Raw genomic sequence first — 16,668 nt, forward strand, 5'->3', positions numbered from 1 at the left:
GGGGGCGGTGCGCCGGCCCCGCGCGCCCGGGGGGGGGGCCCGGGGGCCCCGCGGGGGGGGGGGGCGCCCCCCCGGCCCCCCCCCCCCGCCCCCGGCGGGCGCCCGCCGGGGGGACGGCCGCGCCGCCGCCTCACACGGGGCGCTCCCTGCCGAAGAGGTGGGCGAGCGCCCCCTCCAGTCGCGGGTACCGGAAATGGTGCCCCGCCGCCTCCAGGCGGGCCGGGGCCACCCTCTGGTCCGCCAGCGCCACCTCGTCCGCGCCCTCCCGTCCCAGCAGGAGAGCCGGCCCCCAGCCCGGCACCGGCAGCGCCGCGGGACGGCGCAGGGTGCCGGCGAGCACGTCGGCGTGCTCGGCGCCGCGCACCGGGTTCGGCGCCACCCCGTTGACGGGGCCCGTCAGCGCCCCGTCCAGGACGGCGCGTACGTAGACGTCCGCGAGGTCGTCCACGCCGATCCACGACATCCACTGCCGGCCGTCGCCGATCCGGCCGCCCAGCCCCGCCGCGAACAGCGGGTACTGCAGCCCCAGCACTCCTCCGGCGGGGCTCTGCACGATGCCCGTACGCACCTGCACGCACCGGGCGCCGCCCCCGGCCGCGGGTTCGGCGGCCTCCTCCCAGTCCGCGACCAGGTCGGCCAGGAACCCCGTCCCGCGCGGACTGTCCTCCGTGAGGACCTCGTCCCCCCGGTCCGGCCCGTAGTAGCCGATGGCCGAGGCGGTCACGAACACGCGCGTCCCGCTGCGGGCCACCAGGCGGGCGAGGGCGCGCGTGGGGCCGACACGGCTGTCCCGCAGGGCGTCCTTGTGCTGCTCCGTGAACCGCCCGAACAGCGGCTCCCCCGCCAGGTGCACCAGGGCGTCGACGCCTTCGAGCAGGTCGGCGGCCGGTTCCCGGGGGTCCCAGCGCCGTTCGCCCGCGTGGGCGGGGTCCCCGCGCACCAGCCGGACCACCCGGTGCCCGCCCGTGGTGAGCAGCGAGCACAGGGAGCGCCCCACCAGCCCGCCCGATCCGGTGACCGCCACGGTCACCGGACGGTCGTGCCAGGCCCGTGCCCGGGCCCCGGCCGCCAGGTCGTCGGCGAGCTGGGCGTGGCGGTAGGAGAACATGGGCCGCAGCAGCGCCTCGGGGACGGAGGTGGCGACCCGGTCGACGACGCGGGTGCTCTCCCCGGTCTCCGCGACGAAGTCGTGGGCGTGCGTCCAGGACAGCAGCGCCGCCAGCGGCTGGGACACCAGCCGGTCCGCGAACCTGCGGGGCGGGTCGTAGCGCTCCGGAAGGTGGCGGGCCTCCCAGCGCAGGCCACCGGGGAACGAGAGCACGGCCACGCCGTCGGCGAGGGAGTCCGCCTCGGCGGTCAGGCGCACCGGCTGCCAGGGCGGGGCCAGCCGGGCGAACGCGCCCGGCCGCGCGTGCCAGTCGAAGACCTCGTCGCGCGGTGCGGGCACCACGCTCGAATACCGGAAGACCATGGTCATCCCTCCGTGTCGCGTGTGGCCACGGTAACGCGGAGGCGACCGGCTGCCGCGCGCCGCACGCCGCACGCGCGCCGCCGGGCCCCTCCCGGGCCGAGCCGCAGGGGCGCCCCGGCTCCGCCGGGCCCGTCGCGGGTCGCTCCCGCGGTCGGCACCGCCCGCCACCACCCCGAACCGACCGGACGGTATGTCAACAGGGCCCCGGTGCGCCTGCGGTCCGGGGCCCGCTCGTACCCTGGGGCGATGCCAGCGATCTATCTCATCCGCCACGGGAAGGCCTCTCCGGAGGCCGAGGACTACGACGAGCTGAGCCCCACCGGCCACGAGCAGGCCCGGCTGCTCGGCGCCGAGCTCAAGCGGCGCGACCTCCGGATCGGCGCGGTCGCCACGGGGGCGCTGCGCCGCCAGCGCCAGACGGCGGCGGCCGCCCTCGCCGAGGCGGGCATCGACACCGCACCGGCCGCCGACCCCCGCTGGGACGAGTACGACCACCTCGGCCTGCTCGGCTCCCACCTCACGGGGACGGGCACGCTCCAGGAGCGCCTGGACGCGGCCCTGACCTCGTGGATGGGCGCCGGGGGAAGCGGGCCCGGCACCTGGGAGGGGTTCCGCGAGGGGGTGAACGCGGCCCTGTCCGACCTGGTCGCGGGGCTGGGGCGCGGGGAGACCGCGCTGGTGTTCACCTCGGCCGGGGTCGTCGCCGCTGTGTGCTCGACCCTGCTGGGCGCCTCTTCGGCCGGGTTCCTGGCGATGAACCGCGTGGTGGTCAACGGCTCGGTGAGCAAGCTGCTGCACGGGCGCGGCGGCACCCAGGTGCTGTCCTTCAACGACCACGCCCACCTGGAGCAGGGCGGCCCCGCTCTGATGACCTACCGCTGAGGTGCGCCCGTCCCGGCAGCGGGGCCGGTCGGCGCCGACCGCGGACGGGCGGGGGCTCGCGCGGGCCCGTGGGTCGGGGAGGAGCGCAGCACCGGACGGATGTCCCTGGCTTTCGCTCGTCGTTTCCGCGAGAGGCCCCTGAGCATCTGTATCACCCGGGGGGACGACAGCCGCTTCGGCTTTCCGGCGAGCCCGGTGCGCGTTCCGCTTGGCCTTCCTTGAAGCCCGCAACGCTGCACGCTGGGCGGGCTGCACGTAGATCTGGAAGAGCGCATCGTAGATGAGGTCGGCCACGTCGGCGACCTCCTCGGCGGAGAACTCCAGGCCGTCGAAGCCGTCACGCTCTTCGAAAACGACCACCGACCGCTTGCGGACCGGGCAGGTCCAGACCTGGTAGTACATGCCCACGGGAAGGTTCTGTGGATCGTGGTAACCGAACTCGGGCCGGACCCGTGTGCGCACAGGGGCGTTCGTCTCGTGCAAGAACTGCACGTAGCGGTCACACGTGGGATTGGGGCACAGCCCGGAAGGCTCGTCCTTGTGGGGAGAGGACATCGGAGAGCGGCAGTGTCACCATGCACCCGTCATATCGCAGACCCCCGACATTCGCATGGGCTCCTCGAGTGGCGGAAGAGGCCGAGGGTCCCACCCTGCTTTCATGAGGTTGAGGAAAACAAGGATGTCGACTCCTCACCTTCGCATTCAAACAGGGGGCGCGCCTTTTTCTCAACCTCATCCCCGACAAGTGAGCCTTATTGGCGGTGAGTCACCCTGGTTGACGGATCCGGGCACGAGAGAGCCCCCGCGCAACGCGACGTTGCGCAGGGGCTGTCGTGATCGGGCCGTGGCCTCGGCTGTCTCAGTCCTCGTTCTTGTCCGGGGCCGGCGCGGGATGCTCAGGGGCCGGGACGGGCTCGCCGTTGTCCCGGGTGCCGTCGGGGCGCCGACCGCCGACCCCAGACCCGCCCTTGGCGGTGGGGGTGAAGACCAGGGGTGGGGCGGGGGGTGCGAACATCGGGGCTCCTTCCGGGGCGCTGGGGTGCGCCCGCTCCCCGAGCATGCCCCGCCCCCATCGCCGAGGGCGGGCGTGTGGCCGACCCCGGCCGCGCAGTGTCCGGGAGCAGCCACCCTCGACCGGGCTACCTTGCGGCTCCTCGTAGCTTCGGGAGAAGCGGCCCTACTTGGTTCGCTCCCCACTCACGCACCGCACGCCGGGTAGAAGCCGTCCATGTCGAGCGGAGGTGGGAGGTCGTCCTCCGCCCATCCCGGCGCATACATTTCGTAGTGCTCGTTCCGGTAGGACAGCCCCTCTTCCTGGTCGCCCTCGTAGCCCCGCACCGCGTAGCTCCCGTCCCCTTCGTATCCGTATAACGCCAGGTCGGGGTGGTTGTTGCCGTCGTAGTCCACCGCGCGCAGACCCCTCATGTGCACCTCAAGGAGACTGTGGGTCTCCTGACCTCTGCCCCATCCCGAGATGGGGCCCATCCGAAGTTCGGTCACTGGGGAGCGGCCCGGACTGTCGCCTGTGGTCTCCTCGGAGGCCGCGATCGCCAGGTCGAGCCACCCGTCGCCGTCGAAGTCGGCCACCGCCGCGTAGAAATCGTCCTGGTACCGGTGCATGAAGCCGACCAGGTCGCGGGGGCGCGAGGTTCCCCGAACCCGGATTCCTCCCCGAAGGCGATACGCAGCTCCTCGCCGATGCCCTCGGTACCGGTGACGGCGTCGGGGTACTCGTCGTTGTTCACGTGGGCGATGAGGCGGCCTGCCGGGTCGAGGCAGGGTTCGTCCGCCGGTGCTCCGGGGGCGCAACCGCTGAGCACGAGGCCCAGGCCGACCGCCACCCCCAATCCCCGGTACCGTCTGGCTGCTTCCATGGCCACCACGCTCCCTCCCCGGCGGAGCGTCGCGCCACGCCGGGGTCGATCGGCCGATCAGCGTAGCGGCTCTGGGGGCTGTATTCACTGTCTGGTGGGCGATCCGGGGCGCACGGGGACTCCGTCGAGGACGCCCCCGTGGGCTGGCGTCCCCGACACGGGCGTTGAGGAGCAACCGAACGAAGCCCTTGCTCCGGCCACGGTGTCCGGGGTGGGGGCTTGGCCGTCTCAGTTCTCGTCCTTGTCCGGGGACGGCGTGGGGCACTCGGGCTCGCCGGTCTTGCACGGCTCGCTCGGCACCCGACTCCCTGTGCCAGAGCCGCTGCCCTTGGCGGTGGGGGTGAAGACCGGGGGCGGCGCGGGGGGCGAACATCGGGCCTCCTTCCGGGGCGCACGATGTGTCCGCCCCCCGAGCATGCCCCGCCCCCGGCGCCGGGGCCCGGCGTGTGGCTGACCCCGGCCGCGCCGTGTCCGGCAACGGCTGCTCGGCAAGAACTACTCGCCGGTCACATGTGCTGTTGCCGGGCGTTCGGGAGCAGCGGACCAACGAATCAGCTCAGGACGATGCGGTCGACCTTGTTGTTCCAGGTGCCGCCGTAGACGTAGCTCTGCCGACCGAGGTCTCTGTGCACACCTCCGGCGGGGAAGTACAGGTTCGGATCGGGCATCCCGGAGCGGATGTCGACCAGTCGGCCGCCGGCCTCACGCCGGTTGTAGTAGCTGGTTCCCCGGTCGCGCCAGTAGGAGTAGAGGTCCTTGGTCCCGGAAGTCCGGTACTGCACACGGCTGCCGTTGAACTCGGTCCACTCCCACAGGCAGAAATAGCCGGACGGGCAGTCGTACATGGCGAGTGTGCCCGCTTCGGCAGGGGCGAGCCCTTCAGCGGACCGGTAGTCGGCGTCAGTGGCATAGCAGCGCAGCCGCGTGTCGGTGCCCTCAACGCAGACCGCAGCGTCGACGGAGTCGAGCAGGCGCTCGATGTCGGCGCTCGACGTCGCCGGGGCGGGTGTGGTGTCCTCCGCTGCCGCAGGAGCAGAGGTCAAGGACAGGGCCGTGGCGACGGATGCCACCAGGGCGAAGGCGCGGGGGATCATACGGCGCATCATGTGTTGTGTCTCCAGGCTGGAGGATGGGGGCGTTTTCGAGCTTGGCAGCCCTGCATCGGGATGTCGTGAGCCCGGAGTGACCACTTCCTTGACCATCAGTCCACTCAAAGCGGCCGAATTGGTCCGCCTGCCCTGACCTGCGGAAGCGTTGGGCCATTGCCGCTTCCCGGCGTACTTGGTCCGCCCCCCTGTAGGAATCCTCCTCGGCCCCGCCCCCAAGAAAGTCTCCGTACTTGCGTATTGCTGGGCGGGCATCCGCGTTGGCAGGGCGGAGGTGGTTGACATGACTGTTCGGATGGCAGTGATCCTGATCGGCGCCGCCGGGTGCGCTGCCCTGGCCGGTGCCCTGCGGCTGGTGGACCGGGCGTCCTGGCCAGAGGCGGCCGGAGCGGCCCTGGGTGCCGCTGTGGGGCTGCTCGCCACGGTGGTCAAGGGCGAGGACCCGCCCTCTCCGCGGTGAGCTCTTGCCTCTCGCCGCAGGTTCGTGAGCACGGAGCTCACTGGGGCCTTTTGGCACCGCAGGCCCAAGCAGTACGGTCCGCCCCTGGGATTCCACTCCTCGCACCTCGCGCACGTGTACCGCGGGAAGGGGTCCATGAGGCGGCGGATCCGGCTACCGTGACGGCCATGGCCACTCAGCACGAGCTCTCCCAGCGTCATCCGGACGTCGGCTTCACCAGCCTGCCACCCGGTGCCCACGGGGCCGGGGCGATCTGGAGGATCTCCCCGATCGGGACGACGGCGCCGACCATGTGGGCGTACACCGACGAGCAGGCGGAGAAGTACGCCCGGGTCGTGGCGCGCATCTCCGGCTGAGCCCCGGAACGCAGAAAAGGCCCCTTCGTCCGGCATGACTTGAGTTCTAGTGGTCGTTGCAACACCCCATCTCTGAAGGGGTGCGATGGACGACCTCGAGTTCAAGGCCCGTACGTAGCCGTGCGGCGTTCGCACCGGGGCGCGGGGCCCCGCGGTGAAGGCTGCGGAGGGGGCGGGGCTCCTGCAGACTGTCGGCCATGGCCGACATCACCCCTGAGCTCGTGCGCGCCCTGGTCGCCGAGCAGTTCCCCCGGTGGCGTGACCTCCCTGTACGCCCCGTAGTCTCCCAGGGCTGGGACAACCGGACGTTCCGGCTCGGCGACGAGCTGGTCGTGCGGCTGCCCAGCGGCGAGGGCTACGTCGCCGCCGTGGCGAAGGAGGACCGCTGCCTTCCCAGCCTGGCCGGACACCTTCCGCTCGCGGTACCCGTGCCGGTCGCCACCGGCCGGCCGGCGGCGGCCTACCCGTTCCCGTGGTCGGTGCGGCGCTGGCTGCCCGGCGTGACCGTCGAGGCCGCGACCGGCATCGACCGAACGCGGCTGGCGCGCGACCTCGGCGCTTTCCTGACCGCCCTGCGCCGGGCCCCGACCGGTCCGGGCCCGGTTTCCGGGGCCCACTCGCACCACCGCGGGTGCCACCCCGGCGTGTACGGCCATCAGGTCGAGCAGGCCCTGGAGCGGCTCGGCGGCGCCGTGGACGCCGCCTCCTGTCGGCGCATCTGGGCCGAGGCGGTGCGCTCAACCTGGTCGGGAGCTCCCACGTGGTGCCACGGCGACGTCGCCGTAGGGAACCTGCTCACCACCGACGGCACGCTGTCCGCGGTCATCGACTTCGGCTGCTGCTCCGTGGGCGACCCGGCGTGCGACCTCGTCATGGCCTGGACGTTCTTCACGGCCGAGGAGCGCCCGGTCTTCCGCGAGGCTGTCGGCCTTCCGTCCGACACCTGGCGAAGGGCCCGCGGCTGGGCGCTGTGGAAGGCGCTGGTGACCATGGCCGGGCTGTCGGGCCCCGACCAGCGAGGCGTGCAGCGGCGCATCCTGTCCCACGTCCTCGCCGACCCCGTAACGGGCTGACCCGCGCCGGCCCGGACTCGGCGGTGGGGGTGAGGGCGAAGGGCGAGGGGTGTGAACACGGGTGCTCCCTTCCGGGGCGCTCGGGCTGCGCCCGATCCCGGTGAGCATGCCCCACCGCCCGGGACCGGCCGCTCCGTGTCCGGGAGTGGACGCGGCACGGACAGCCACCTACCGCCAAATCCTGCGGCAATCCTCCAAGGAACCGCGATTGCATCGGATGCAAGCCGGACGCGCGCGAGCCTGCCGGTCCGGGACCCCTACTTCGGGAACGGACAAGGTGAGCCCGGGAGGGGCACCCCTGACCGCGTTGATAAGAGCGGTTAGACCACCCCTGGGTTTCGCTGGAGAACCCCGTGGCCCCTTTCCGGCGTACTTGGTTCGCCCCCTCCTCGACGCCTGAGCGGTCACCCCTGCCCGGCCAGTTCGAACCAGTGGTAGTTACGCAGGTCCTCATCGCTGAGGAACAAGTACATGCGCAGCTCGCCGGACTCACGGTCCAGGCCGAACTCCCATGAGTAGTCCCGGGGGATTCTCGGGGAATCGCCGGGCTGGTGGTAGGGCGAGACCGAGGGCTGCTCATCGAACTCGGTGACCTCGGCCATGTGCAGCAGGACCTGGGGGCCGATGTTCTCGGTCTCGTACACCTCCCAGGTCCCCGCACCGGTCACGAAGAAGTCATCACCCATGCCTATGTGGCTGTTGTGCAGCCAGGAGAACTGGACGGTCCCGTCCTGGTGAAAGGTGACCTCGCTGGTGTGCACCTCCTGCCAGGCACCCACCCAGGTGCCCACGACCTCCTCCGGCTCGACCTCGCGGACCTGGGCCACAGGTGTGTACCGCAGCACGAACGGGGAGGAGCAGCCCGTCCCCACAGTGATGGCCAATGCCGTTATCAGAGCCATCGCACGCGAGAACCGCTTCATGATTTTCCGTCCCTTGGTCCGACACGACACCGCCTTCATCCTCCACCGCCTCTGGCAGGCCGGGCAGCCGGGGCCAGACACGGCGCCGGCGGGCTCTTCGTTCCTTTCCGGCGTACTTGGTTCGTCCCCGTTCCTGACACGCTCCTTACCGACAGGCCATCACCGCCGAACACGACCCTCACCAGCGTCGCTGAGACAGCCTCAGGCTGGCCTATCGGTACCGCATCTCACCGACTCCACGAGGGGCTCAATCCACACGTGACCAGAAGCCGAACCCGTTAGCCGTGAACTGCCCATCGGTGGAAGCGATGGTCACTGTGACGCTCTGAGCCGAGCTCACGAAGTCGTTGGCGATGATGTCCCCTGAAGCGGATGCGCGCTCCCAGTAGGCGTTCTCGAACAGTTCGCCGTCACGGGCCGTGGTGGTGTAGGTCCCTGGTTCGATGTCCTCTCCCACGATGTGGGTTCCGGACCAGGCCCCGCGGTGGTAGGCGTCAACCTGTTCGGCCAGTGCTTCCTCCAGTTCAGGAGCGAACGTCTGCACGGCCAGGTCGATGAGTTCGGGGACGAGAGGGTCGTCGTCGGTGTCGAACATGCTCACCGCGCCGATCTCCAGCAAGCAGGTGAGGCGGAGCAGGCGGTGATCAACACCAGGGACAATGCCATGGGCGTGAGGAGACGCATGGGGGGATGCTCCGAATCCTTGGAGGCGGACAGCTCCAGATTAGGCGCCGCCCGATCCGCTTCTCTCGGACTGGTCTGCCTCGTCCAGCTCCAGGGGGTGTCGGCGCCCCGGCAAAGAAGCCCCCGCGCAACGGTGCGTCACGCGGGGGGTGTCGAGATCCGGCCGTGACATCCAGCGGGGTCTGGCGCTAAATCCTGTAGCAATCCTCCAAGGAACCGCTATTTCATCAGATGAAGTCAGCGACTACGTGACACATCCGGCGGAACACGCTATCCCCGGAACAGCGGTGCGCACCTCCGCACTGCGCCAACTCGTGCTCCAAGCCCCGGCTCCGGTCATCGCCCAGGCGCTGGGATTTCACGACAAGACCACCACCCAGGTCGTTGCCGAGGTCGGCGGGACCTGGAACCGCTACGCCCCCAGCGACCACTCACAGTGATCGCGGCGGCGGAAGCCCCGGAGAATACAGATCACTCGATCAACGACTCCTGCCAGTCTCGACCCCCTGCCCAGGCCCCGTTCAGCGGGCCGGGGCGGTGAGGCGCCGCAGGGCGGCGCGGGCGGGCGGGCCCCAGGCTGCCTTGCCGCCGGGGCGCCCGTGCTCGCCGGCGTCGCCGACGAGGATCCCGACGAGGGCGCGCAGCACCGCGCAACCGCGGGCACGGCGCAGGGTCGCGGCGTCCGCGCCCGGGCGGTAGGCGTCGTGGAAGCGGTCGGCGGCGCCGTCCGGCAGCAGGGTCCAGGCGGCGGCGAGGTCGTAGGCCGGATCGCCCGCGCACAGGTCCCCGAAGTCGACCACCCCGCAGAAGGCGCCGTTCTCGGTGAGGATGTTGGCCGGATGCAGGTCGGCGTGCAGCCACAGCGCCGGGCCTGTCCAGACGGGAGCGGCGACGGCGTCCTCCCAGACGGCGCGGACCGCGTCCGGGTCGGGGACCAGCCCCAGCCCGGTGGCCGTGTCGAGCTGCTCGGCGAACTGCTCGGCGGCCCCGGCCAGCGGCCCCCCGCGGTCGCGGCCGGCGGGCGCCCCCACGGGGGCCGGCCGGTGGAGGGCCGTGAGGAAGGCGGCCAGGCCGTCGGCCGCGGCCCCGGCGCGCGTGGCGGGAGCGCGGTCGGCGGGCGTGCCCGGCACCCAGGTGGTGACGATCCAGGGCCGCGGGAACCGCTGGGAGGGCTCGCCGAGGCGCTGGGGGACGGGGACCGGGAGGGGGAGGCGCGGGGCGAGGAAGGGCAGCCAGGCGTACTCCTTGTGCAGCAGCGCGTCGGCGGACTCCGTCGCCCACGGCAGCCGGACGGCGAGATCGTCGCCCAGCCGCCACAGCTGGTTGTCCCAGCCACGCGCACCGAGGCTCAGGGGCAGGTCGGCCAGGTCGGGGTGCTGTTCACGCAGCAGGCCGCGGACGAGCTCCCCCGTAATGTCGATCTCGGTGCGGGTCATGGGAGGCAACAGTAGACCCCGGCCGCACCGACCCCGAGCCCCCGGGCCGGGGCGCGGTCGGGGCGGTCCCGGGTGATCGGGCGGCCCCGGACCCGGCAGGTCCACCGCCTCCCCTGAGGCGGGGTGCGACGGCCGGGGCGTTGCGTGGGCGCTACCGCCGCACCCGGCGGTCGCGCCGTCGACCCGGGTGCCAGGGGGTTCTCCGGCAGTCGGTCAGCGCACGGTCAGGGCCACGACGGCGCAGACCAGGGCCACCGCGGAGGCGAGGGAGCGCAGGTGGTTCCAGCGCACCCACACCGGTTCGAAGGCGCCGCGCACCGCCGCCGGGTCGGCGATCCGCTCGGCGGGGCCGGCCTGGTCCAGGGCGTTGTTGCGAGGCACGTTGACCCCGAAGGTGATGCCCAGGGCCGCCACCAGGCAGGCGAGCGCCCCGCCGAACCAGACCGCGGAAGCGGTCTCGGCCGCACTGGTGTGGAGCACCACCGAGGCCAGCGCCCCCACCGGGGCGCCGATGAACACAGCCGCGAAGAGGGGGTTGAGGATGGCGACGTTGATGCCCTGCATCGACTCGATCATGGCGCGGTCGCCCGCCCGCCCCAGGCCGGGCATGACGGCGATCGAGAACCCGAAGAACAGCCCCGCGAACAGGCCCGTCAACACTGTGGCGGCCACCGGGACGACCGCGTACACCATGTCCGCCATTTCGTACCCCGGTTTTCCTGTTGTCGCGGTCCTCTGGGCGGATTGTATGCCCGGAACCGGTGGTCGCGCGCCCCTGCGGACGCGGGCGGCCGGGACCGTTGTCGCCCTGCGGGGCGCCCGGGCACGGTGTCCTGTGTTTCCGGCGCGTCAACACCTGAGTGCGCGCCCCGAACCCCTTCTCCGCCGCCTCCTGCCGCTATACCGTCGGTAGGTGTGCTTCCCCCCGCTCGTCGGCCGTGAGAAGGAACGACAACAGCTGCGCACCGCGGCGGTCCCCGGGTCCCTGGTCCTGCTGTCCGGGGCCGCCGGATCGGGTAAGACCCGCCTGGTCCGGGAGCTCCCCGGAGCCGTGGACGCCACGGTCCTGACCGGGTACTGCCCCTCCCGGGACGAACCCTTCCCCTTCGCCCCCGTCATCGAGGCCCTGCGCCGGGCGACGATCCCCGGCGGGCTCAGCCCGCTGTGCGGCGCCCTGCACCCCCTCATGCCCGAGCACGCCGAGCGGCTGCCTCCGCCGCCCCCGCCCACCTGTTCGCCGGCGGCCGAGCGCCACCGCACCTACCGGGCCCTCACCGAGCTCATGGACTCCCTGGGCCCGACGGTGCTCGTCCTGGAGGACGTGCACGGGATCGACCCGGCCACCCGGGACCTGCTGTACTACCTGGCGCCGCGCCTGCCCGCCCACCTGTGCCTGGTACTGACCTACAGACCCGAGGAACTGCCCCGGTCCTTCCCCGTCCACGCGCTGGCCGCCCGCACCCCGCCGGGCACCCCGCACCACGAACTCGCCCTGGCCCCGCTGAACCCCCGCGACCTGTTCGCACTGGCCTCCCGGCTCCTGGACGCCGGCCCCTGCGGTGCGACCGCGCCGCGCACGGCGTCCGCCGACCCGGCCGCCGAGACCGCCGCCCCACCCCCGGACGGGACCGGGGCCGGGGTTGGGGCAGGGGTCACCGCCGAGGACGCCGAACGCCTGCACGCCTGGACCGGAGGCCTGGCCCTGGCCGCCGTGGAGACCCTGCACCACCTGGCCTGCGCCCGCGCCGGCACCGGGCCCGGCGCAGGCCCCGCCGTCCCGGAGGAGCCGCCCGTACCCCCCACCCTGCGCGACTGGTTCCTCGAACGCCTGCACGCCCTGGACCGCGACACCCGCCACCTGGTGCGCGCCGCCTGCGTCCTGGAGGTCCCCGCCGCCGACGACGTCCTGGCCCGGGTCGCGGACCTGGGCCCCTCCCGCGCGGAGAAGGCGCTCTCCCGCGCCTGCCGGCTCGGCCTGCTGCGGCCCGCCGGCCCGGCGGCCCTGGAGGTCCGCACCCCTCTCCTGCGCCGGGTCTGCCACGACTCCCTACCCCTGGGCAAGCACCGCCACCTGCACCGGGCCGCCCTGAGCGCCCTGTCCCGGGGCCCCGCGCCTCCCCACGCCCGCCTGGCCCGCCACGCCCGTGAGGCCGGACTCGTGGAGGAGTGGACCGACCACGCCGAACGCGCCGCCGACCAGGCCCTGTCCCAGGGCGAGGACGCCGACGCCGTCACCCTGCTGCGCGACGCCCTGACCCGCCCCACCCTGCCCGCCGGGCGCCGCTGCGACCTCGCCCTCAAACTGGGCCGCGCCGCCCTGACCGGGATCTCCGCCCAGCACACCATCGCCCTGCTGCGCGACGTCCTGGCCACCCCCGGCCTGCCCGCGCCCTCCCGGGGCGAGCTGCGCATGGAGCTGGGCCTGCTCCTGCTCAACCAGGCGGCGCAGGGGCGCACCGCCCGCAGCGAACTCGTCCGGGCCGCCGCCGAACTCACCTCACGCCCCGACCTGGCGGCCCGCGCCATGTGCGCCCTGGCCGTGCCGCGCAGCACCCCCGACCCCGTCGACACCCACCGCAGGTGGATGGAGCAGGCGGTCTCGGCCGCCCACCGCAGCAAGGACCCGGCCGTGGCCCACAGCGTCTCGGTCAACCAGGCCACCCTGCTCGCCCAGGTCGGGGACCCGGCCGCCTGGACAGCGGCCCTGCCCGACCCCGGCTCCCCGCACGTGCGGCCCACGCCCGAGGCCCTCGTGCGGCGCCGCGAGTTCGCCCGCGCCTCGCTCAACCTGGCCGACGCCGCGGTCATGCTCGGCCACTACGAGCGCGCCGACCGCCACCTGTCGGACGCCGCCACCTGGTCGATCGCCTCGGAGGTGCCCTACATCCGCGAGAGCGCCCAGGCGCTCCGGCTGATCCTCGACTGGCAGCGCGGCCACTGGGCGGGCCTGGACGAGGAGGCCGAACGCCACCTGGGCCCCGCGCGCCTGGCCCACCTGCACGCGGTCGCCGCCGAGCTGACCCTGGTGCGCTCCGCACTGGCCCTGGCCCAGGGGGACCCGGCCGGCGCGCGGTCCCACCTGGCGCTCCTCGAACCCGCCCCCGGGGACGACCCCGCGGCGCCCGACCCCGACCACTCGGTTCCCGTGCGCGCGTTCGCCGCCGGGCTGCTGGCCCGCCTGGCGATCGCCAGGGGCGACGCCGGGGAGGCGTGGTCCCGGGTGGAGGGCCTGGTGTCTCTGGTGGCGAGCAAGGGCGTGTGGGTGTGGGCGGCCGACCTGGTCCCGGGCATGGAGGCGCTGGTCCCGGCCGGGCGCGGCGCGGAGGCCCAGGACCTGTGCGCCCGTTTCCGGGCGGGACTGCGCGGCACCGGCGCCCCGGCCGCCGCGGCGGCCCTGGGGCGGTTCGAGGCCGCCCTGGCCCGGCACCGCGGCCAGGGGGACCGGGCGCTGCACCTGTACGCCGAGACCGCGTCCGCCTACCGGGCCATGCCGCGCCCCTACGACGCCGCCCAGGTCCGCGAGGCCGCGGCCCACACGAGACTGGACCGCTCCGGGGACCGGTCCGAGGAGGAGGGCGTGGCGGGGCTGCGGGCCGCGCTGGAGGAGTACACGGCGCTGGGCGCGGCCTGGGACGCGGCGCGGGTGCGCCGTGCGCTGCGCGCGCACGGGGTGGTGGCCGCCCCGGCGGGCGGGCGCGGCCCGCGGGACCCCCGCCTGTCCCCGCGTGAGGGGGAGATCGCGGCCCTGGCCGGGCGGGGGAGCACCAACCGGGAGATCGCGGCCCTGCTGCACCTGTCCCCGCGCACGGTGGAGACCCATGTGGCCAACGCGCTGGCCAAGCTGGGGCTGCGTTCGCGCCGGGACCTGGCCTCGGTACCGGGCCGGGACCACGGGGACGGGGCCGCCGCCGGCTCCGGTTGACCCGGGCCCCGCCCTCCCGGGCACACCGGTCCCGGTGCGGGGAGGGGGCCTTCCGCCCCTGTGCCCGCACGGGGCCCGCGCCCGCGAAAAACCGCTTCCCCGTCCGGCCCCGATCCGAGACCATGCCCCGAAGGGCCGGGCGGACATCCGCTCCGGCGCCCCGACACACGGAACGAGGCGTCCGAGGACATGAGCGACCACGACAGGGCCGTCGCCGACAACCGCGCGAACTGGGACCAGAGGGCCGACGTCCACGCCCGGTCCGCGATGTACGACGTCGATGGGCTGATCGCCGACCCCTCCTACATCTCGGAGGTCGTGCGCAACGACCTCGCGGTCCTGGAGCCGCACCTGGACGGCGGGACGGTGGCGGGCAGGTCCCTGCTGCACCTGCAGTGCCACATCGGCACCGACACGGTGTGCTGGGTCCGGCTGGGCGCCGTGGACGTCCACGGCCTGGACCTGTCGGCGAACTCGCTGGCCCACGCCCGGCGCATCGCCGCCGCCGACGGCGCGGACGTCACCTGGGTGGAGAGTGACGCGCGCACGGCGTCGCAGGCCGTCGACCGGCGGTTCGAGGTGGTCGTCACCGGCACGGGCGCCGTCATGTGGCTTCCCGAGCTGGGCCCGTGGGCGCGGTCTGTCCACGACCTGCTGGAGCCGGGCGGGGTGTTCGTGGTCCGGGACGACCACCCGCTCCTGAACGCGCTGGACTACGAGCCGTGGCAGGTGACCGGCGACTACCTCGGCGGCGGGGGCGCCGACACCTACGACGAGGCCGAGACCTACACCGACGGGACGGCGGAGTCCATCACGAGCACCGTCAACCACCAGTGGCGCCACAGCCTGGCGGAGGTGACCGGAGCCCTGCTGGAGGCGGGACTGGTGGTCGAGGCGCTCGGGGAGCACCCGTTCATGGACTGGCCCGCCTTCCCCGGGCTCGTGGCGTGCCCGCAGGGGTGGCGGCTCCCGGAGGGGGCCCCGCGGATCCCGCTGAACTTCTCGGTGGTGGCCCGGCGCCCGGGGTGAGCGCGGACGGCCGCGGGGCCGCGCCCGGGGTTCAGCCGTGCCACTCGCAGAAGAGGACGGTGGCGTCGTCGCCGAACTGCCCGTGGTGGTACTCCAGGACCGCGTGGACCAGGCGCCGCAGCGTCTCGGGGACGGGCAGGCTGTCGGCCTGGTGGCGGATGACGAAGTCCACGAACCGCTCCACGCCGAACTCCCGGCCCTCGGAGTCGCGGGCCTCGATGATGCCGTCGGTGTACAGGAGCAGGCGGTCGCCGGGCTCGAGCTGCTCGTGGCAGACCGCGACGGGCACCCCCAGGTCCATGCCCAGGGGGTGGGAGGGGTCGCACTCCAGTGCGCGGACCTCCTCCCCCCGGATGAGCACGGGCGGCAGGTGGCCGCAGTTGACCCACCTCAGCTCGCCGGTGCTCAGGTTGAGCTCCGCCAGGATCGCGGTGGCGAACCGGGTCTGGACGAACTCCTGGATCAGGGTGTTCTCCACGCCCCGGGGGATCTCTTCCAGCGGGACGCCGCGCCGGCGCTCGTTGCGGAAGGCGCCCACCGCCAGGTTCGCGATCAGCCCGGCGGCGGTGTCGTGGCCCATGGCGTCGAACATGGCCAGGTGGGCGATCTCCCCGGCCAGGGCGTAGTCGAAGGAGTCCCCGGCGTTGTCGTAGGCGGGCTCGGTGGCGGCGGAGATGGTCACCCGGGAGTCGGCGAAGGTGCCCGGGGGCATCAGGGTCCACTGCATCTCCGCCGAGACGGACATGGGGCTGACCCTCACCAGGCGGGCGTGCGCGTCGCTGTTGGCGCGCTTGGCGATGATCAGCAGGCTCACCATCGCGGCCAGGTCGCGCATCGCGGAGCGGTCGGGGTCGCCCTTGTAGGCCACGTGGAGCACGCCCAGGCGTTCGGCCCCGTCCAGGATCGGCACCCAGTAGCGGCCCCGGTCCCCGACGGGCACGGTCACGCCCATGATGTAGGCCTCGCCGGCGACGGTCCCGTCGATCTTCAGGTCGTCTCCGCCCTGATGGGCGTCGAGACCGCGGCCGGTGACCTCGCGCAGGACCTGCTGCTGGCGGTCGGCGAGGTAGATGCGGATCTCGGTGAGGTCCGCGGCCGCGGCCTTGCCCGCCACGAGGGAGGGGAGCTCCTCGAAGTTGGCGAGGTGCCCGGCCCTGACCAGGGACGTCATCAGCTCGTTGGACCCGTGTTTGAGCGACATGGCATGACCCCGGTCAATCTCGCGAGGCGGCAACTGCTTCGGAACCTCTACCCGGTTTGCCACATTTCGAGCAGAAAGTCCAGCTTGGGAGGGTGGCCGCCCCCGGCTCCACGACCGCCGCGACCGGCCCGCGTGCACGGGGTGTGGCCGATCCCGGCCGCGCCGTGTCCGGCAACGGCCACTCGACAAGAGCTACTCGCCGGCCGCATGTCCTGTTGCCGGACGTTCGGGAGCAGCAGGACTTGTCATGG

The 16,668-nt window shown here is 73.3% G+C and carries 16 protein-coding genes; 7 read left to right on the plus strand and 9 right to left on the minus strand.

Annotated elements, in window-relative coordinates; all coding sequences use genetic code 11:
- Positions 1-130: 130 nt before the first annotated feature.
- Complete coding sequence (locus ABZ234_RS10135) at positions 131-1,477, minus strand: TIGR01777 family oxidoreductase (protein WP_355011751.1); 1,347 nt, start codon at positions 1,475-1,477, stop codon at positions 131-133.
- A gap of 240 nt (positions 1,478-1,717) precedes the next feature.
- Here ABZ234_RS10135 and ABZ234_RS10140 point away from each other — a divergent pair, with 240 nt between their 5' ends.
- Entirely contained in the window at positions 1,718-2,353 is a 636-nt protein-coding gene (locus ABZ234_RS10140; protein ID WP_355011752.1) for a histidine phosphatase family protein, read from the plus strand.
- 859 nt (positions 2,354-3,212) lie between these two features.
- On the opposite strand, the gene ABZ234_RS10145 is transcribed toward ABZ234_RS10140, so the two are convergent.
- From ABZ234_RS10145 to ABZ234_RS10155, 3 genes are all read right to left on the minus strand, one after another.
- Positions 3,213-3,368 carry a hypothetical protein gene (locus ABZ234_RS10145; protein ID WP_355011753.1) on the minus strand — a complete coding sequence of 52 codons (156 nt, stop codon included), beginning with the start codon at positions 3,366-3,368 and terminating at the stop codon, positions 3,213-3,215.
- 182 nt (positions 3,369-3,550) lie between these two features.
- On the minus strand, positions 3,551-3,973 hold the full coding sequence (locus ABZ234_RS10150; protein ID WP_355011754.1) for an FG-GAP repeat protein: 423 nt from the start codon (positions 3,971-3,973) through the stop codon (positions 3,551-3,553).
- Between the two features lie 805 nt (positions 3,974-4,778).
- The gene (locus ABZ234_RS10155; protein ID WP_355011755.1) at positions 4,779-5,321 is read right to left on the minus strand and encodes a peptidase inhibitor family I36 protein; all 543 of its coding nucleotides are present in this window, start codon (positions 5,319-5,321) and stop codon (positions 4,779-4,781) included.
- A gap of 295 nt (positions 5,322-5,616) precedes the next feature.
- Between ABZ234_RS10155 and ABZ234_RS10160 the strand changes: the two genes are divergently transcribed.
- The 3 genes from ABZ234_RS10160 (at position 5,617) to ABZ234_RS10170 (ending at position 7,222) form a co-directional block, all read left to right on the plus strand.
- Positions 5,617-5,793: a hypothetical protein gene (locus ABZ234_RS10160; RefSeq protein WP_355011756.1), complete on the plus strand. Its 177-nt coding sequence runs from the start codon at positions 5,617-5,619 to the stop codon at positions 5,791-5,793.
- A gap of 167 nt (positions 5,794-5,960) precedes the next feature.
- On the plus strand, positions 5,961-6,149 hold the full coding sequence (locus ABZ234_RS10165; protein ID WP_355011757.1) for a hypothetical protein: 189 nt from the start codon (positions 5,961-5,963) through the stop codon (positions 6,147-6,149).
- Positions 6,150-6,346: 197 nt separating this feature from the next.
- Positions 6,347-7,222 (plus strand): aminoglycoside phosphotransferase family protein, encoded by an 876-nt coding sequence (locus ABZ234_RS10170; RefSeq protein WP_355011758.1) that lies wholly within the window; start codon positions 6,347-6,349, stop codon positions 7,220-7,222.
- A gap of 404 nt (positions 7,223-7,626) precedes the next feature.
- Here ABZ234_RS10170 and ABZ234_RS10175 read toward each other — a convergent pair whose 3' ends face one another.
- On the minus strand, positions 7,627-8,106 hold the full coding sequence (locus ABZ234_RS10175; protein ID WP_355011759.1) for a hypothetical protein: 480 nt from the start codon (positions 8,104-8,106) through the stop codon (positions 7,627-7,629).
- A 286-nt stretch (positions 8,107-8,392) separates the two neighbouring features.
- Positions 8,393-8,764 (minus strand): hypothetical protein, encoded by a 372-nt coding sequence (locus ABZ234_RS10180; protein WP_355011760.1) that lies wholly within the window; start codon positions 8,762-8,764, stop codon positions 8,393-8,395.
- Positions 8,765-9,116: 352 nt separating this feature from the next.
- Between ABZ234_RS10180 and ABZ234_RS10185 the strand changes: the two genes are divergently transcribed.
- Entirely contained in the window at positions 9,117-9,269 is a 153-nt protein-coding gene (locus tag ABZ234_RS10185; RefSeq protein ID WP_355011761.1) for a hypothetical protein, read from the plus strand.
- Positions 9,270-9,350: 81 nt separating this feature from the next.
- Here the strand turns inward: ABZ234_RS10185 and ABZ234_RS10190 are convergent, their stop codons facing one another.
- Positions 9,351-10,265 carry an aminoglycoside phosphotransferase family protein gene (locus tag ABZ234_RS10190; protein WP_355011762.1) on the minus strand — a complete coding sequence of 305 codons (915 nt, stop codon included), beginning with the start codon at positions 10,263-10,265 and terminating at the stop codon, positions 9,351-9,353.
- A 213-nt stretch (positions 10,266-10,478) separates the two neighbouring features.
- A complete protein-coding gene (locus tag ABZ234_RS10195) occupies positions 10,479-10,967 on the minus strand; it encodes an anthrone oxygenase family protein (protein ID WP_355011763.1) in 489 nt (162 codons plus the stop codon).
- A 211-nt stretch (positions 10,968-11,178) separates the two neighbouring features.
- On the opposite strand from ABZ234_RS10195, the gene ABZ234_RS10200 reads away from it, so the two are divergent.
- Positions 11,179-14,187 (plus strand): AAA family ATPase, encoded by a 3,009-nt coding sequence (locus tag ABZ234_RS10200; RefSeq protein ID WP_355011764.1) that lies wholly within the window; start codon positions 11,179-11,181, stop codon positions 14,185-14,187.
- A 189-nt stretch (positions 14,188-14,376) separates the two neighbouring features.
- Positions 14,377-15,216, plus strand: coding sequence for a class I SAM-dependent methyltransferase (locus ABZ234_RS10205; RefSeq protein WP_267949977.1), 840 nt, complete (start codon positions 14,377-14,379; stop codon positions 15,214-15,216).
- Between the two features lie 31 nt (positions 15,217-15,247).
- Here the strand turns inward: ABZ234_RS10205 and ABZ234_RS10210 are convergent, their stop codons facing one another.
- Positions 15,248-16,417, minus strand: a complete 1,170-nt coding sequence (locus ABZ234_RS10210) for a PP2C family protein-serine/threonine phosphatase (protein WP_267949976.1) — start codon at positions 16,415-16,417, stop codon at positions 15,248-15,250.
- Positions 16,418-16,668 lie beyond the last annotated feature (251 nt).

The sequence above is a fragment of the Nocardiopsis sp. NPDC006198 genome, from assembly GCF_040613895.1.
GTDB classification, from domain to species: Bacteria; Actinomycetota; Actinomycetes; order Streptosporangiales; family Streptosporangiaceae; genus Nocardiopsis; species Nocardiopsis tropica.

Excerpts from the sequence above, each read along its gene's own strand:
- ABZ234_RS10170 (WP_355011758.1), top strand. The coding sequence starts at position 6,347 with ATGGCCGACATCACCCCTGAGCTCGTGCGCGCCCTGGTCGCCGAGCAG.
- ABZ234_RS10160 (WP_355011756.1), top strand. The coding sequence starts at position 5,617 with ATGACTGTTCGGATGGCAGTGATCCTGATCGGCGCCGCCGGGTGCGCT.
- ABZ234_RS10145 (WP_355011753.1), bottom strand. The coding sequence starts at position 3,368 with ATGTTCGCACCCCCCGCCCCACCCCTGGTCTTCACCCCCACCGCCAAG.
- ABZ234_RS10205 (WP_267949977.1), top strand. The coding sequence starts at position 14,377 with ATGAGCGACCACGACAGGGCCGTCGCCGACAACCGCGCGAACTGGGAC.
- ABZ234_RS10150 (WP_355011754.1), bottom strand. The coding sequence starts at position 3,973 with ATGCACCGGTACCAGGACGATTTCTACGCGGCGGTGGCCGACTTCGAC.
- ABZ234_RS10165 (WP_355011757.1), top strand. The coding sequence starts at position 5,961 with ATGGCCACTCAGCACGAGCTCTCCCAGCGTCATCCGGACGTCGGCTTC.
- ABZ234_RS10135 (WP_355011751.1), bottom strand. The coding sequence starts at position 1,477 with ATGACCATGGTCTTCCGGTATTCGAGCGTGGTGCCCGCACCGCGCGAC.
- ABZ234_RS10140 (WP_355011752.1), top strand. The coding sequence starts at position 1,718 with ATGCCAGCGATCTATCTCATCCGCCACGGGAAGGCCTCTCCGGAGGCC.
- ABZ234_RS10210 (WP_267949976.1), bottom strand. The coding sequence starts at position 16,417 with ATGTCGCTCAAACACGGGTCCAACGAGCTGATGACGTCCCTGGTCAGG.
- ABZ234_RS10190 (WP_355011762.1), bottom strand. The coding sequence starts at position 10,265 with ATGACCCGCACCGAGATCGACATTACGGGGGAGCTCGTCCGCGGCCTG.
- ABZ234_RS10155 (WP_355011755.1), bottom strand. The coding sequence starts at position 5,321 with ATGATCCCCCGCGCCTTCGCCCTGGTGGCATCCGTCGCCACGGCCCTG.
- ABZ234_RS10195 (WP_355011763.1), bottom strand. The coding sequence starts at position 10,967 with ATGGCGGACATGGTGTACGCGGTCGTCCCGGTGGCCGCCACAGTGTTG.